The following is a 14,661-nucleotide window of genomic DNA, read 5'->3' as shown; positions in this document are numbered from 1 at the left end:
TTGCGGACGGGTGCGGCGTACCTGCCGCTGGAGTTGGACTATCCGGTGGAGCGGCTGGCGTTCATGGTCGAGGACACCGGGCCGGTGTGCCTGGTGACCGACTCCACCGCCCAGGACCGGATGCCGCAGGCACCGGGCGTCGCCCGCCTGCTGCTGGACGCGCCGGAGGTGGTGGCGGAGCTGGCGGCGCTGCCGGACGGGCCGTTGGGTGTGGTGGTGGATCCGGAGTCCCCGGCCTATGTGATCTTCACGTCGGGGTCGACGGGTCGGCCGAAGGGTGTGGTGACGCCGTACCGGGGTCTGACGAACATGCAGTTGAACCACCGGGAGGCGATCTTCGATCCGGTGGTGGCCTCGGCGGGCGGTCGGCGGCTGCGGATCGCGCACACGGTCTCGTTCTCCTTCGACATGTCGTGGGAGGAGCTGCTCTGGCTGGTCGAGGGCCACGAGGTCCATGTGATGGACGAGTCGCTGCGCCGCGACGCCGAGGAACTCTCCGCGTACTGCGCCGAGCACGCCATCGATGTCATCAATGTCACGCCCTCGTACGCCCAGGCGCTCGTCGACCGGGGTCTGCTGGAGGAGGGGCGGCACCGTCCGGTGCTGGTGCTGCTGGGTGGTGAGGCGGTGGCGGAGACGTTGTGGTCGCGGCTGCGGGAGACGCCCGGGGTGTTGGGTTACAACCTGTACGGGCCGACCGAGTACACGATCAACACCTTGGGTGGTGGGACGGAGGATTCGGCGACGGCGACGGTGGGTCGGCCGATCTGGAACACCCGGGCGCATGTGTTGGACGGGTATCTGCGGCCGGTGCCGGTGGGTGTGCCAGGTGAGTTGTACGTGGCCGGGGTGGGTCTGGCGCGGGGTTATCTGAACCGTGCGGGGTTGACGGCGGAGCGTTTCGTGGCGGATCCGTTCGGTGAGCCGGGTGGCCGGATGTACCGGACGGGTGATGTGGTGCGCTGGCGGGCCGATGGTCTGCTGGACTTCCTGGGGCGCGCGGACGACCAGGTGAAGATCCGGGGTTACCGGGTCGAGCCGGGGGAGATCGAGGACGCGCTGGCGGAGCACCCGGGGATCGCGCAGGCCGCCGTGGTGGTCCGCGAGGACACCCCAGGGGTCAAGCGCCTCGCCGCCTACCTGGTGTCAGGTGAGGGTGCCCTTACCGACACGGCCGCAGTCCGTCGTATGCTTGCCGGGCGCCTGCCGGAGTACATGGTCCCGTCCGCGTTCGTCGTCCTCGACGCGCTGCCGCTGACCGTCAACGGCAAGCTCGACCGCAAGGCCCTGCCCGCCCCCGCCGCGGCCGACTTCACCACGGCCGGACCGCAGCGCGGGCCCCGCTACGCGAGCGAGCAGGCGGTGCTGGACGCCTTCGTCGAGGTGCTGGGCCTGCCCACCCTCGGCATCGACGAGAACTTCTTCGAGCTGGGCGGGCACTCGCTGCTGGCGATGGGTCTGCTCCAGCGGCTGCGCAAGGACTTCGACAGCGGACTCGGCCTGGCCGACCTGCTGGCCAGGCCGACCGTGGCCGGCCTGGCGGAGTTCCTGGTCGACCGGACGGTCGACACCGCCCTCGGCCGCCCCGAGGGCGCGGCCGCCCCCTGCTCCGACTGACCCCGGCCCCGACCCGCCCGACCACCCGAACCCGATCCTGACCCCCCCTGCGAACCCCGAGGAGTACGAGATGACCGCCACCAACCCGTTCGAGGACGACGACGCCCGCTACTTCGTGCTGGTCAACGAGGAGAACCAGCACTCGCTGTGGCCGGCCTTCGCCGAGGTCCCGGCCGGCTGGACCGTCGTGCACGGCGAGGACACCCGCCAGGGCTGCACCGAGTACGTCGACGCCTCCTGGACCGACATGCGCCCGGCCGGCCTGATCGCCCGCTCCGCGGCCGCCGGCGCCTGAGGGCCCCCACGGGGGGAGGCCACCGGCCGTCCCCCCGGGGCCCGGACCCTGACCGCAGCGACCAGACGGATGAACCGATCGACGTGAGCACCCAACAGACGGATCCCGCCGCCGACCCCTCGGACACCCTGACCGCGGAACAACTCGCCGACGAGGACCTGGAGCCCGGCGCGCTCTCCCCCGAGCGCCGCCGCCGGGCCCGGGCACTGCTGCGCGGCTCGCTGCGGCCCCACCGGGCCACCGTGGCCGCCGCCATGATCGCCGCCGCGATCCGGCAGATCGCGCTGCTGGCCGTGCCCTGGTGCATCCAGAAGGCGCTCGACGACGGACTCGGCCGGCACGACGACCGGGCCCTGCTGCTCTGGTCCGCCGCCACCGCGGCCACCGCGCTGGTCCAGTTCGCCGGCCTCTACGGCTGGCAGTACTGGGCCGGCTACGCCGACGCCAAGGTCGGGGCCGACCTGCGCTCCCGGCTGCTGCGCCACCTGTCCGGGCTGGACCGGGAGGCGCTCGCCTCCCGCGGCCACGGCGACCTCGCGATGCGCGCCACCCGCGACACCGACCTGGTCCGCGAGTGGGTGCACGGCCTGGCGATCTGGGTGGTCCTCGGCACCACCTTCGTGGTGGTGCTGCCCGCGATGGCCGCGCTCGACCCGAGCCTGCTGCTGGTCACCCTGGCGACCCTGCCGTTCCTGGTCTGGGTCAACCTGTACTTCCCCAAGCGCTTCGCCGCCGCCAGCGGCGAGCTGGCCCGGGTGCACGGCGAACGCGCCGACGCCGTCGCCGACCTGCTCCAGGTCGGTACCGGCCTGCGCGGCACCGGCGGCCACCGCCCGCTGGTGGAGCGTCACCACGCGGTCAGCGCCGAGGTCACCGGCCGCACCGTGGTCGCCGCCCGGATCGAGGCGAGCTGGGCCGCCGTGGCACCGTTCGTGCCCCGGCTGGCGGTCGCCGCCGGGGTCGGCATCGGCGGGCTCGCCGTGCTGGACGGCCGGCTCAAGTTCGGCGCCCTGGTCGCCTACACCTCCTGGATGGCGATCGTCACCCTGGCCACCCGGGTACTGGTCGACCGGCTGCTGGAGCGCGGCCAGGCCGACGTGGCCGCCGCCCGGATCGACGAGGCGCTCGCCATCCTGCCCGCCGTCACCGAGCCCGCGCCCGGCGACGCCCGGCCGCTGCCCGCCACCGGCACCCTCACCCTGGCCGGCGTCAGCGCCGTCCGCGACGGCCGTACCGTGCTCGCCCCGATCGACCTGGAGGTCGCGCACGGCGAGTTCGTCGCCGTGCTCGGCGCCACCGGCTCCGGGAAGAGCACCCTGCTGCGGCTGCCCGTCCGGCTGGACGACCCGGCCACCGGCACGGTCGCCTACGGCGGCACCGACCTGCGCACGGTCGCCCTGGACGAGGTCCGCAGCCGGATCGCGTACGTCGCCCAGCGGCCCGTCCTGCTCTCCGGCACCGTCGCCGACAACCTGCGCCTGGGCCGCGAGCTGCCGGACGAGGCGCTGCACGAGGCCTGCCGCACCGCCGGCATCCACGACCAGCTCGCCGCGATGCCGGACGGCTACCTGACCGAACTCGGTGAGGGCGGCTCCGCGCTGTCCGGCGGCCAGGTCCAGCGCCTGGCGATCGCCCGCGCCCTGCTGGGCGACCCCCGGGTGCTGCTGCTCGACGACTCCACCTCGGCGCTCGACACCGCCACCGAACGGCTCGTGCTGGAACGGCTGCGGGCCTGGGCCGACGGCCGCACGATCCTCTTCGCCACCCACCGCACCGCCGTCCTGGAGGCCGCCGACCGGGTGGTGCGGCTGCGCTCGCCGCTCGGCGCCCTGGACACCCCGAACGAAAGGCCGGACGCCGACGTGACCCCCAGCGCCGTGGAGGTGGGCCGTGGCTGAGCAGCCGTTGCTCCAGGAGGAGGCCGACCAGCGCGGGGTACTGCGCCGGGCCGCCCCGTACCTGCGCCCGCACCGCCGCCGGCTGGCCGTGGCGCTGGCGGTCGGCCTCGCCGACTCCGCGGCCCTGGTCGCGGTCGCCCCGCTGGTCGGCCTGGCGGCCGACGCCGTCACCCACCGCGAACGCGGCACGCTCGGCCTGGCCGTGCTGCTGCTGGTGCTGTTCGCCGCCGCCCAGCTGGTGCTGGCCCGGGTCGGCGAGCTGCTCCTGATCAAGGGCGGCGAGCAGGTCGTGCGAACCCTGCGCGAGCAGTGCGTGGAGAACCTCGCCACCGCGCCGCTGCGCTTCCTGGAGACCCACCGCAGCGGCGAGTTGCTGCGCCGGGCGACCGGCGAGGTCGCCGCGCTGGCCGCCTTCGTCCGGCTGCACCTGCGCAACCTGGTGGCCTCGGCGGCGACGCTGGTGTTCACCCTGGTCGTGCTGGCCGGCTACTCCTGGCTGCTGCTGCTGGTCCAGCTGGCGGTCTTCCTGCCGTTGACCTTCCTGGTCACCCGCTGGTTCCAGCGGGACGCCGGTGCGGCGTTCGGCGGCAAGGCCGGCGCCGAGGCCACCGTCGCGGCCACCTTCTCCGAGACGCTGACCGCCCGTGAGGCGCTGCAGACCTCGCGCGGCCTGCCCGGCTGGACGAAGCGCTTCGAGCGGGAGAACGCCCACGCCGTCCGCGCCGCCCGGCGCGCCCTGCGGGTGGAGAACCGGATCGACCTGGTCAGCCTGATCGAGGGCCTGGCCCTGGTGGTGCTGCTCCTGGTGGGCGGCTGGCTGGTCGGCCGCGACAGCCTGGGCATCGGCGCCGTGGTGGTCTTCGTGGTCGCCAGCCGCAACCTGTTCGACTCCTTCGCCGACCTCTCCCAGCTGGTCGGCGAGGTGCAGACGGCCCGCACCGGCCTGGCCCGGCTGCTCGACCTGCTGGCCGCCACCGAGCCCGCGCGGGTACCGGCCCTGCCCGCCCCCCGCGCCGACCTGCCCACCCGGGGCGAACTGCGCTGCGAGGGCGTCGAGTACGCCTACCGCGCCGACGGCAAGGTGCTGCACGCCATGACGCTGGCCTTCCCGGCCGGCAGCCGCACCGGCGTGGTCGGCGAGACCGGCTCCGGCAAGACCACCCTCTCCAAGCTGCTCTGCGGCCTCTACCCGCCGGACCAGGGCGCCGTCAGCTTCGCCGGCACCGACCTGCGGGAGATCTCCGAGCCGGAGCTGCGCCGGCGGATCGTCCTGGTGCCGCAGGAGGTGCGGATGGTGTCCGGCACCATCGCGGACAACCTGGCGCTGGTCCAGGGCGACCCGGACCGGGCCCGGATCGAGAAGACCGTCGACCAGCTCGGCCTGCGGGAGTGGATCACCGACCTGCCCGGCGGGCTCGACGCCGAGGTCGGCCAGCGCGGCGGCAACCTGTCGGCCGGTGAGCGGCAGATCCTCGGCCTGGTGCGGGCGGTGCTCGCCGATCCGGCCGTCCTGGTGCTGGACGAGGCCACCGCCGACATCGACCCGGCCACCGCCGCCCGGCTGGAGCACGCGCTGGACGAACTGCGCGCCGACTGCACGCTGGTGGTCATCGCGCACCGCCCGGCGACCATCGCCCGGATGCCCCGGGTGGTGCGGCTGGACGGCGGGCGCCTGGTCGGTGACGGCCCGGCGGCCGACGCCCCGGCGGGCGAGCGGGCGACTGGTCCGCTGATCGCAGGTTAGGCTAACCTAATCATCGACGTCGGCCGGCGCCGCCGTCCCGCCTGCCCGGGACGGCGGCACCGGCGTACGTCGGACCTGCGCCACACCTGCCACCGGATTGGGCCGAACGATGACCGTCGACACTGCTCCGCCGCGCATGCGGATCGTCCGCCATCCGCTCAAGTACCGCCTGCTGGAGGTCCGGCGGGTCACCCGGGTCACCCCGGGAACGGTGCGGGTGACGCTCGGCGGACCGGCCCTCGAAGGCTTCTGCGAGCAGGCGCCGACCGACCACGTCAAGCTCTGCTTCGCCCGGCCCGGCGAGGAGCTGCCGGTCGAGCCGGTGGTCGAGAACGACACCTGGATGGACGCCCCGGTCGAGCCGATCACCCGCGACTACACGATCCGGCACTACCGCCGGGCCGAGCAGGAGCTGGACATCGACATGGTGCTGCACGGCACCGGTGTCGGTTCGAGCTGGGCGCGGACCGCCGAACCCGGCATGCGCCTCGGCGTGTTCGGCCCGCGCGGCTCGGAGGAGATCCCCTTCGTCCACGACTGGTACCTGCTGGCCGCCGAGGAGACCGCGCTGCCCGCGCTCGCCCGCTGGCTGGAGATGCTGCCCGCCGGCGTCAAGGTGCTCGCCTTCGCCGAGGTGCCCGGCCCCGAGGACGAGCAGACCTTCGAGACCGCCACCGACCTGCGGATGACCTGGCTGCACCGCGGCGCCGCCCCCGCCGGCAGCACCGACCTGATCGAACGCGCCGTCCGCGCCGCCGAGTTCCCCGCGGGGATGGGCTTCGCCTGGGTCGCCGGTGAGGCCACCACGCTCAAGCCGATCCGCCGCCACCTGCGCGGCGAGCGCGGCCTGAGCAAGGAACAGGTCGACGTGGACGGCTACTGGAAGCGCGGCGTGGAGAACCACGACCACCACGAGGACGACCACGAGCACGCATGACGGACCGACTGCTCGACACCCCCGCACCCGCCCGGCCCGCGCCACGGCCGGGCCGCCCGGCCGCCGCGGCCCGCCCCGGCCCGGCCCGCCGGGTCGGCTGGCTGCTGGCCGGCCTCGTCCTGCTCGGCGTGCTCGCCGTCCTCGGCGTCGCCATCGGCGCCCGGTACGTCCCGCCGGCCCAGGTGCTGCACGTCCTGCTGCACCGCGAACCCACGTCCGAGGACTGGATCGTGGTGCACCACTCGCGGATCCCGCGCACCCTGCTCGGCATCGCGGTCGGCGCCGCCCTCGGCCTCGCCGGCGCCCTGATGCAGGCGCTCACCCGCAACCCGCTCGCCGACCCCGGCCTGCTCGGCGTCAACGGCGGAGCCGCCGCCGCGGTCGCCGCCGGCACCGCCCTGCTCGACCTGCGCAGCTTCGGCTCGTACGTCTGGTTCGCGCTCGCGGGCGCCGCGGTGGCCGCCGTCGTGGTCCAGATCCTCGGCTCGGGCGGCCGCGCCAGCGCCACCCCCGCCCGGCTGGCACTGGCCGGCACCGCGGTCACCGCCGTGCTGACCGCCTTCGTCAACGGGCTGATCCTGCTCGACCCGCTCACCCTGAACCGCTTCCGGTACTGGCAGGTCGGCACGCTGGCCGGGGTCGACACCGCGATCCTCGGCCAGGTGCTGCCCTTCCTGGCGGCCGGCGCCGTGCTCGCCCTGGCCCTGGGCCGCCCGCTCAACGCGCTCGCCCTCGGCGACGACGCCGGCCACGCCCTCGGCGCCAACCCCGGCCGGACCCGGGTGCTCGGCATGGTGGCGGTCACCCTGCTGTGCGGCGCGGCCACCGCCGCCGTCGGCCCGATCGCCTTCGTCGGCCTGGCCGTCCCGCACCTGGCCCGCCACCTGTGCGGCCCGGACCAGCGCTGGATCATGCTGCTGTCCGCGGTGTTCGCCCCCGTGCTGCTGCTCGGCTCCGACATCATCGGCCGGCTGGTCCTGCACCCCGCCGAACTCCAGGTCGGCGTCGTCACCGCCTTCGTCGGCGCCCCGCTCTTCATCGCCCTCGTCCGCGGCCGGAGGATCGCCCAACTGTGAACAGCACCACGGCGGTCGACCGGCCCGCCGACCCCCGCCCGGCCGAGCCGCCGGCCGCCCGCCCGCGCGTCCCGCTGGCCGCGCTGCGCCTGCCCGGCGGACTGTCGCTGCGCTGGCACCACCGGGCCACCCTGGTCGGCCTGCTGCTGGTGGCCGCGCTGCTCGGGGTGGTGGTCTGGTCGCTCACCGCGGGCGACTACCCGCTGCCCGCCTCCGACGTCCTGGACGTGCTCACCGGCGGCGGTGCCCGCGCCGACCGCTACATCGTCCTGGAGGTGCGCCTGCCGCGGCTGCTGACGGCCCTGCTGGTCGGCGCCGCGCTCGGCCTGGCCGGCGCGCTCTTCCAGACGCTGGCCCGCAACCCGCTCGGCAGCCCGGACGTGATCGGCTTCACCGTCGGCTCCGCGACCGGCGCGCTGGCCGTCATCCTGGTGATCGGCGGCAGCGCCGCCACGGTCGCCGGCGGCGCGGTCGTCGGCGGCCTGGTCACCTCCGTCCTGGTCTACCTGCTGGCCCGCAAGGGCGGCACCCAGGGCTACCGGCTGGTGCTGGTCGGCATCGGGGTCAGCTCGCTGCTCTCCTCGCTGAACGCCTACCTGATCGCCCGGGCCTCGTTCAGCGACGCGCAGAGCGCGGCGGTCTGGCTCACCGGCAGCCTCAACGCCCGCGGTTGGGAGCACTGCGGCCCGCTGGCGGCCGCGCTGCTCCTGCTGCTGCCCGCCGCCGTGCTGCTCGGGCGCCCGCTGCGGATGCTGGAGATGGGGGACGACGTCGCGTCCTCGCTGGGGGTGCGCACCGAAGGCGTACGGGTGTGGCTGGTGCTGATCGGCGTCGGCCTGACCGCGGCCGCGACCGCCGCGGCCGGCCCGATCCCGTTCGTGGCGCTGATCGCCCCGCAGGCCGTCCGCCGGCTGACCCGGGCGACCGGGCCCAACCTGCTGGGCTCCGCGGTGCTCGGCGCGCTGCTGCTGGCGCTCAGCGACCTCGCCGCCCAGCGGCTGCTGGCGCCCACCCAGCTGCCGGTCGGCGTGCTGACCGGGGTGGTCGGCGGCTGCTACCTGATCTGGCTGATCGCCCGCCAGTGGCGCACCGGCCGCGCCTGACCCGTCCGTACCGCACAACCCGTCGGCCCCCGCCGGCGCCTTCGGGCGCGGGCGGGGGCCGAGGTGTCGCTCAGGCGCCGGCCGGCAGCGCGAGGACGTGGACCCGGGAACCGCGGGACGGGTCGAGCCCGGCGGCCCAGGCGGCCGGCGCCAGCGCGGCCGGCACCTGGCGGAAGCCGTACCGGCCGAACAGCGCGCCGCTGCCGGTGGTGGCGGTGAAGGCGGTGCGCACCCCGCGCCGGGCGGCCTCCGCGAGCGCGGCCGCCAGCAGCCCGGAGCCGACTCCGGAACCCTGGCGCTCGCCGCGCACGCAGAAGTTGTACAGCACGCCGGCCGCGGGGTGGCCCGGCTCCGGGGCCAGCATCCGCAGCCCGACGCAGCCGTCCAGGCCGCTGCGGCCGGGCGCGACCAGGAACTCCGCGGCGGCCGCCTGGTAGTCCGTCACGGTGCGCCGGCGCAGCGCCCCGGAGCGGATGAAGGGCGCGGACAGCGCGTGCAGCGCGACCGCGTCGGCCCCGGTCGCGGTGCGGACCGGGGCCGGGGCGACGGCGGGCCTCACCGCGTCCCGCTCCGGTGGCCGGGCGCCATCGGGATGACCAGCGGGGTGCCGGTCTGCGGGTCCGCGATGATCTGGCACGGCAGGTCGAAGACCCGCTCGACCAGTTCGGCGGTGACGATCTCGCCGGGCGGGCCCTCGGCGACCACCTCGCCGTCGCGCATCGCGATCAGGTGGGTGGCGTACCGGGCGGCCTGGTTGAGGTCGTGCAGCACGGCGACCAGGGTGCGGCCCTGCTCCCGGTGGAGCCGGGCGCACAGGTCGAGCACCTCGATCTGGTGCGCGATGTCCAGGAAGGTGGTGGGCTCGTCGAGCAGCAGCAGCGGGGTCTGCTGGGCGATCGCCATGGCCAGCCAGACGCGCTGGCGCTGGCCGCCGGAGAGCTCGTCGACGAAGCGGTCGGCGAGCGCCTGGACGTCGGTGGCGGCCATCGACTCGGCGACCACCCGCTCGTCCTCCCGGGACCACTGCCGCAGCAGCCCCTGGTGCGGGTAGCGGCCTCGGGCGACCAGGTCGGCGACGGTGATGCCGTCGGGGGCGGTGGAGCTCTGCGGCAGCAGGCCGAGCCGGCGGGCCAGTTCCTTGGCCGGCAGGGCGCTGATCCGCTCGCCGTCCAGCAGCACCCGGCCGGCGGCCGGCTTCAGCAGCCGGGCGAAGGCCCGCAGCAGGGTCGACTTGCCGCAGGCGTTCGGGCCGACGATCACGGTGAAGGAGTCGTCCGGCACCGTGATCGACAGGTCGGTGGCGATCGCGCGGTCGCCGTAGCGCAGCGTCACCCGCTCCGCGCCGAGGCGGCTGGGGCGCTCCCCGGCGGGGCCCGGACCTGCGGTGCTCTCCCGGGCGGTGGTCACCTGGCCTCCAGCAGCTGGTCGGTGGTGAGCACGACCGCGCACTTCTCGGCGGCCCAGCGGAGCGCCTCCAGGTGCTTGTCCGCGGAGAAGTCGGCGGTGGCGTCGGCCACCACGAAGGCCTGCACGTCGTGGGACCAGGCGTCGCACGCGGTCATCAGCACGCCGATGTGGGCGTAGACGCCGACCAGGACCAGCTGGTCGCGCCCGGCGGCGGCCAGCTGCTCGGCGAGGTCGGTGCGGGCGAACGCGCTGTACTTCCACTTGGTCAGCAGCCGGTCGCCGTCGGCGGGGGCGACCTGGGCGGGCATCGCCTGGGCGCGCTCGTCGGCGGGCAGCCCGGGGCCCCAGAAGTCGTACTGCAGGCCGCGTTCGGCCCGGCTCTGGCCGCCGCGCTGGTGCGAGTAGAACACCGGCATGCCCTGGGCCCTGGCGTGGGCCAGCAGCCGTGCGGTGTTGGCCAGCGCGGGCGCCAGCGGCGGGCCGTCGGCGGGGAACGCGTCGAGGAAGTAGTTCTGCAGGTCGTGCACGAGCAGCGCGGCCCGGGACGGGTCGACCGTCCACGGCACCTTGGGCGCGGGCAGCAGGTCGGCGCCGGGCAGCGGGTAGGGGGCGATGGTGGGCAGGGCCATGGTGGGGTGGTCTCTCTAACGGGCGGTGGAGCGGAGGTCCTTCTTGCTGACCTTGCCGATGCCGGTGTGCGGGAACTCGACGACGAACTCGACCCGGTCGGGCACCTTGTAGTCGGCCAGGCCGCCGGCCCGGACGAACGCCCGCAGCTCGGCGGCGCGCGGACGCGGGGCCTCCGGGCGCAGGATGACGTACGCGCAGCTGCGCTCGCCGAGGTACTCGTCGGGGGTGGCGACCACGGCGACGTCGTGCACGGCCGGGTGGGCCAGCAGGACGTTCTCGACCTCCTCGGCCGCGACCTTCTCGCCGCCCCGGTTGATCTGGTCCTTGGCGCGGCCCTCGACCACCAGGTGGCCGCCCGGGGTGCGCCGGACGATGTCGCCGGTGCGGTAGAAGCCGTCGGCGGTGAAGGCGCGGGCGTTGTGCTCCGGGGCGTTCCAGTACCCGCGGATGGTGTACGGGCCCCGGGTGAGCAGGTGGCCGTGCTCGCCGTCGGGCAGGTCGCGGTCCTCGTCGTCGACCACCCGGACCTCGTCGGCGGGGGAGATCGGCCGGCCCTGGGTGGTCAGCACGGTCTCCTCGGAGTCCTCCGGCCGGGTGTAGTTGACCAGCCCCTCGGCCATCCCGAAGACCTGCTGGAGCCGGCAGCCGAGGGCGGGCCCGAGCCGCCGGGCGGCCTCCTCGCTCAGCTTGGCGCCACCGACCTGGAGCAGCTCCAGGCTGGACAGGTCGTGGCCGCCGCGGGCGGCCGCGTCGGCCCAGGCGAGGGCGAGCGGCGGCACCACGCCGGTGATGGTGACCCGCTCGCGTTCGATCAGGGCGAGCGCGGTGGCGGGGCTGGGCTCGGGGGCGAGCACCACCCGGCCGCCCACGTGCAGCACGCCCAGGGTGCCGGGCGAGCTGAGCGGGAAGTTGTGCGCGGCCGGCAGCGCGCACAGGTAGACCGAGGCGGGCGTCAGCTCGCAGATCGCGGCCGACTCGCGGACGCTGTACAGGTAGTCGTCGTGGCTGCGCGGGATCAGCTTGGGCAGGCCGGTGCTGCCGCCGGAGAGCTGGAGGAAGGCCAGGTCGGCGGCGGTGGGCGGGTCGGCGACCGGCGCCGGTTCGGCCCGCAGCTCCTCGATCGGGGTGAACCGGCCGGGGTCGCCGACCACCACCACCTCGCCGAGCGAGGGCACCGCGGCGAGCACCTCGGCCGCCAGCTCCCGGTGGTCGAACCCGGCGTGCCGGTCGGCCACGAAGAGCGCGCGGGCTTCGGCGAACTCGCAGAAGTACGAGATCTCCGCCCGCCGGTGCGCGGGCAGCGCCATCACGGGCACCACCCCGGCCCGCAGGGCGCCGAAGAACACCTCGAAGAACTCTGCCACGTTGGGCAGTTGGAGCACGATCCGGTCGCCGCGGCGCAGGCCCCGGGCGAGCAGGCCGGCGGCCAGCCGGTCGGCCCGGCGGTCGAGCTCGGCGTAACTCCAGTGCCGCTCACCGTCGGTGACCGCGATCCGGCCCGGCCGCTCGGCGGCGTGGCGGCGGATCATCAGGTCCAGCGGCTCGCCGGTCCAGTACCCGGCTTCCCGGTAGCGGGCGGCGAACTCCTCGGGCCACAGCGTCACTTGGTGTCCTCCAGTCCGACGGCGTGCAGGAAGGTGCGGAACTTGGCGCCGGTCTCGGCGAGTTCGTGCTCGGGCCGGGAGGCGGCGACCACCCCGGCGCCGGCGTACAGGCGCAGACGGTCCCCCTCGGCCTCGGCGCAGCGCAGGGTGACCACCCATTCGCCGTCGCCGGCCGCGTCCCCCCAGCCGACCACGCCGGTGTACAGCCCCCGGTCGAACGGCTCCAGCGTACCGATCAGGTCGCGGGCCCGGTCGGTGGGTGTGCCGCAGACGGCCGGGGTCGGGTGCAGGGCCAGGGCGAGGTCCAGCGCGCTGGTGGCCGGGTCGCGCAGGGTGCCGGTGACGGTGGTGGACAGGTGCCACATGGCGGCGGTCCGGATCACGGTCGGGCGCTCGGGCACGATCAGGTCGGTGCAGTGCGGCTCCAGGGCCCGGCGCACCGCGTCCACCACGAAGGCGTGCTCGGCGAGGTCCTTGGGCGACTCCAGCAGCTCGGCGGCGCGGCGCATGTCCTCGGCCACGTCGGTGCTGCGGGCGGCCGAGCCGGCCAGCGGGTTGGAGACCACGTTGCGGCCGCGCCGGGAGACCAGCAGTTCGGGGCTGGCGCCGACCAGGGTGGCGTCGCCGCCGGCCGGTACGGCGAAGGTGTAGCCGCGCGGGTCACGGCGGATCAGCCGGTGCAGCATGGTGGGCAGGTCGGCGCCGCCGGGGGCGGTCAGCTCCAGGGTTCTGGCCAGCACGACCTTGCTGAGTTCCGGGTCCGCGGCCATCAGGCGGACCACCTCGGCGACCGCGTCCAGGTACCCCTGCGGGGCGGGCACCGGCCGCTGGGTCCAGGCCAGGTCGCGCGGCGGGTCCATCGGCAGCTGGAGCAGCGGGTCCTCGCCGACCGGCGCGGCCCGGCGGACCTGCTCGGGGATGAACAGCCGGGCGGGGCGGCCGGGGGCGAACGGGATGGCGCCGACCACGATCGGGTTGTCCGAGGCGGTGGTGCGGGCCTCGTGCAGCAGCCGGGTGGCCTCGGCCGGGTCCGGCACGGCCCGCCGGACGCCCTGGGCGAGCAGGGTGTGCTCGGGCCCGCTGAAGAACGCCGTCGACGGACCCGGCCGGTAGGCCGCCAGCAGCGCGCCGCCGGCGGGCAGGGCGGCGGCGGTCGCGTCGTGGGCCTCGAAAGCCGTGGTCATGGTGCTCCGTCCTCCCGGTGTGGGGCACACCGGGGCACTCGGGTCGGGTGGTCGCTGGGGATGGGGAGCCGCCGGCCGCGGCGGTGGCCGGCGGGGGCGGCCGTACCGGCCGGTGGGCCGGTCGGCCGTCCCGGCGTCAGGCACGCAGGGTGGCGCCGCCGTCGACGTAGAGGTCGTGCATGGTGATGTGCCGGGCCCGGTCACCGACCAGGAAGGCGACCGCCTCGGCGACGTCCTCCGGGGAGGCGATCCGGCCGAGCGGGATGCCGACCCGGTAGCCGGCCGGGTCGCCGTCGATCACCCGCCGCTCGGCGCCGGGGTCGGTCCACAGCGCGCGCTGCATCTCGGTGTCGGTGGAGCCGGGCGAGACCAGGTTGCACCGGACGCCGTCGCGGGCCAGTTCGAGGCCCAGGCAGCGGGTGAACATGGTGGCCGCGGCCTTCGAGGCGGCGTAGGCGGCCATGTTGGTGCGGGGCACGCCGGCGGCGTTCGACCCGACCGTGACGATGCTGCCGCGGCCGCGGGCGGCCATCCGGCGGCCGACGGCCCGGCCGGTGTGCATCACGCCGGTGGTGTTGACGGCGAAGGTGGCGGCCCAGTCCTCGTCGGTGATCTCCAGTGCCGGGGCGGGCCGCAGGATCCCGGCGACGTTCACCAGGATCTCGATCGGGCCGTGCTCCCGCTCCACCCGGTCGACCAGCGCCTCGACGGCCGGGCCGTCGGTGACGTCCAGTCGGGCGACGCCCTCGTACGGGACCTGACGGTCGGTGGCCACCACCTCGGCGCCCCGGTCGGCCAGGGCGCGCGCGACGGCGGCCCCGATGCCCTGGGCGGCGCCGGTCACGAGGGCGACCCGGCCCTGGAGTTCGGCTATGTGCTCGCCCATGCTCAGGCCTCCGACCGGTGGCGGCGGCGCTGTCCGGGGGCCGGCGACGGGCCGGTCGGCGGGCGGTGCGCCGTGCGGGTGGCCGGGCGGCGGGAGGGAGACAGCATCGGTGCTCTCCGGGTGGGTCGGGGTACGGGAGGCCGGGCCGGCACGCAGGGTGCCGAGGGTAAGGTTAGCCTAACCATATTGCTCCGGAATGTCAGACCCGGTCCACCCCCGCGGCGGCCCCGAGGTGATGGTGGGGCAGTTCCCCGGCCGGCCGGCCCCGGTGGCGCGGCGG

At 75.5% G+C, this 14,661-nt stretch carries 13 protein-coding genes; 7 read left to right on the top strand and 6 right to left on the bottom strand.

Features of this window, described 5'->3' with window-relative positions; all coding sequences use genetic code 11:
* The 7 genes from ABT014_RS30555 to ABT014_RS30525 form a co-directional block, all read left to right on the top strand.
* On the top strand, positions 1 to 1,617 hold a 1,617-nt coding region (locus ABT014_RS30555; protein ID WP_350642486.1), incomplete at its 5' end, for a non-ribosomal peptide synthetase.
* Between the two features lie 70 nt (positions 1,618 to 1,687).
* Positions 1,688 to 1,912 carry an MbtH family protein gene (locus tag ABT014_RS30550; RefSeq protein ID WP_350642485.1) on the top strand — a complete coding sequence of 75 codons (225 nt, stop codon included), beginning with the start codon at positions 1,688 to 1,690 and terminating at the stop codon, positions 1,910 to 1,912.
* 83 nt (positions 1,913 to 1,995) lie between these two features.
* The gene (locus ABT014_RS30545; RefSeq protein WP_350642484.1) at positions 1,996 to 3,810 is read left to right on the top strand and encodes an ABC transporter ATP-binding protein; all 1,815 of its coding nucleotides are present in this window, start codon (positions 1,996 to 1,998) and stop codon (positions 3,808 to 3,810) included.
* On the top strand, positions 3,803 to 5,554 hold the full coding sequence (locus ABT014_RS30540) for an ABC transporter ATP-binding protein (RefSeq protein WP_350642483.1): 1,752 nt from the start codon (positions 3,803 to 3,805) through the stop codon (positions 5,552 to 5,554). The genes ABT014_RS30545 and ABT014_RS30540 overlap by 8 nt, the downstream gene beginning before the upstream one ends.
* Positions 5,555 to 5,663: 109 nt before the next feature.
* Positions 5,664 to 6,491, top strand: a complete 828-nt coding sequence (locus ABT014_RS30535; RefSeq protein WP_350642482.1) for a siderophore-interacting protein — start codon at positions 5,664 to 5,666, stop codon at positions 6,489 to 6,491.
* Entirely contained in the window at positions 6,488 to 7,567 is a 1,080-nt protein-coding gene (locus ABT014_RS30530) for a FecCD family ABC transporter permease (RefSeq protein WP_350642481.1), read from the top strand. Before ABT014_RS30535 ends, ABT014_RS30530 begins: the two co-directional genes overlap by 4 nt.
* Positions 7,564 to 8,670: a FecCD family ABC transporter permease gene (locus ABT014_RS30525; protein ID WP_350642480.1), complete on the top strand. Its 1,107-nt coding sequence runs from the start codon at positions 7,564 to 7,566 to the stop codon at positions 8,668 to 8,670. Before ABT014_RS30530 ends, ABT014_RS30525 begins: the two co-directional genes overlap by 4 nt.
* Before the next feature lie 70 nt (positions 8,671 to 8,740).
* Here the strand turns inward: ABT014_RS30525 and ABT014_RS30520 are convergent, their stop codons facing one another.
* The 6 genes from ABT014_RS30520 to ABT014_RS30495 form a co-directional block, all read right to left on the bottom strand.
* The gene (locus ABT014_RS30520; RefSeq protein WP_350642479.1) at positions 8,741 to 9,229 is read right to left on the bottom strand and encodes a GNAT family N-acetyltransferase; all 489 of its coding nucleotides are present in this window, start codon (positions 9,227 to 9,229) and stop codon (positions 8,741 to 8,743) included.
* Positions 9,226 to 10,077, bottom strand: coding sequence for an ABC transporter ATP-binding protein (locus ABT014_RS30515; protein ID WP_350642478.1), 852 nt, complete (start codon positions 10,075 to 10,077; stop codon positions 9,226 to 9,228). The genes ABT014_RS30520 and ABT014_RS30515 overlap by 4 nt, the downstream gene beginning before the upstream one ends.
* On the bottom strand, positions 10,074 to 10,706 hold the full coding sequence (locus tag ABT014_RS30510; protein WP_350642477.1) for an isochorismatase family protein: 633 nt from the start codon (positions 10,704 to 10,706) through the stop codon (positions 10,074 to 10,076). The genes ABT014_RS30515 and ABT014_RS30510 overlap by 4 nt, the downstream gene beginning before the upstream one ends.
* A gap of 15 nt (positions 10,707 to 10,721) precedes the next feature.
* Positions 10,722 to 12,311, bottom strand: a complete 1,590-nt coding sequence (locus ABT014_RS30505; protein ID WP_350642476.1) for a (2,3-dihydroxybenzoyl)adenylate synthase — start codon at positions 12,309 to 12,311, stop codon at positions 10,722 to 10,724.
* A complete protein-coding gene (locus ABT014_RS30500; RefSeq protein ID WP_350642475.1) occupies positions 12,308 to 13,495 on the bottom strand; it encodes an isochorismate synthase in 1,188 nt (395 codons plus the stop codon). Before ABT014_RS30500 ends, ABT014_RS30505 begins: the two co-directional genes overlap by 4 nt.
* Before the next feature lie 136 nt (positions 13,496 to 13,631).
* On the bottom strand, positions 13,632 to 14,381 hold the full coding sequence (locus ABT014_RS30495) for a 2,3-dihydro-2,3-dihydroxybenzoate dehydrogenase (RefSeq protein WP_350642474.1): 750 nt from the start codon (positions 14,379 to 14,381) through the stop codon (positions 13,632 to 13,634).
* Positions 14,382 to 14,661 lie beyond the last annotated feature (280 nt).

The organism is Kitasatospora sp. NPDC094015 (assembly GCF_040304075.1).
Taxonomy (GTDB): Bacteria; Actinomycetota; Actinomycetes; order Streptomycetales; family Streptomycetaceae; genus Kitasatospora.
Note: the sequence above shows the minus strand (reverse complement) of the source record. Positions and strands in the feature narration are given on the sequence as shown.

Excerpts from the sequence above, each read along its gene's own strand:
- ABT014_RS30530 (WP_350642481.1), top strand. The coding sequence starts at position 6,488 with ATGACGGACCGACTGCTCGACACCCCCGCACCCGCCCGGCCCGCGCCA.
- ABT014_RS30535 (WP_350642482.1), top strand. The coding sequence starts at position 5,664 with ATGACCGTCGACACTGCTCCGCCGCGCATGCGGATCGTCCGCCATCCG.
- ABT014_RS30510 (WP_350642477.1), bottom strand. The coding sequence starts at position 10,706 with ATGGCCCTGCCCACCATCGCCCCCTACCCGCTGCCCGGCGCCGACCTG.
- ABT014_RS30495 (WP_350642474.1), bottom strand. The coding sequence starts at position 14,381 with ATGGGCGAGCACATAGCCGAACTCCAGGGCCGGGTCGCCCTCGTGACC.
- ABT014_RS30500 (WP_350642475.1), bottom strand. The coding sequence starts at position 13,495 with ATGACCACGGCTTTCGAGGCCCACGACGCGACCGCCGCCGCCCTGCCC.
- ABT014_RS30550 (WP_350642485.1), top strand. The coding sequence starts at position 1,688 with ATGACCGCCACCAACCCGTTCGAGGACGACGACGCCCGCTACTTCGTG.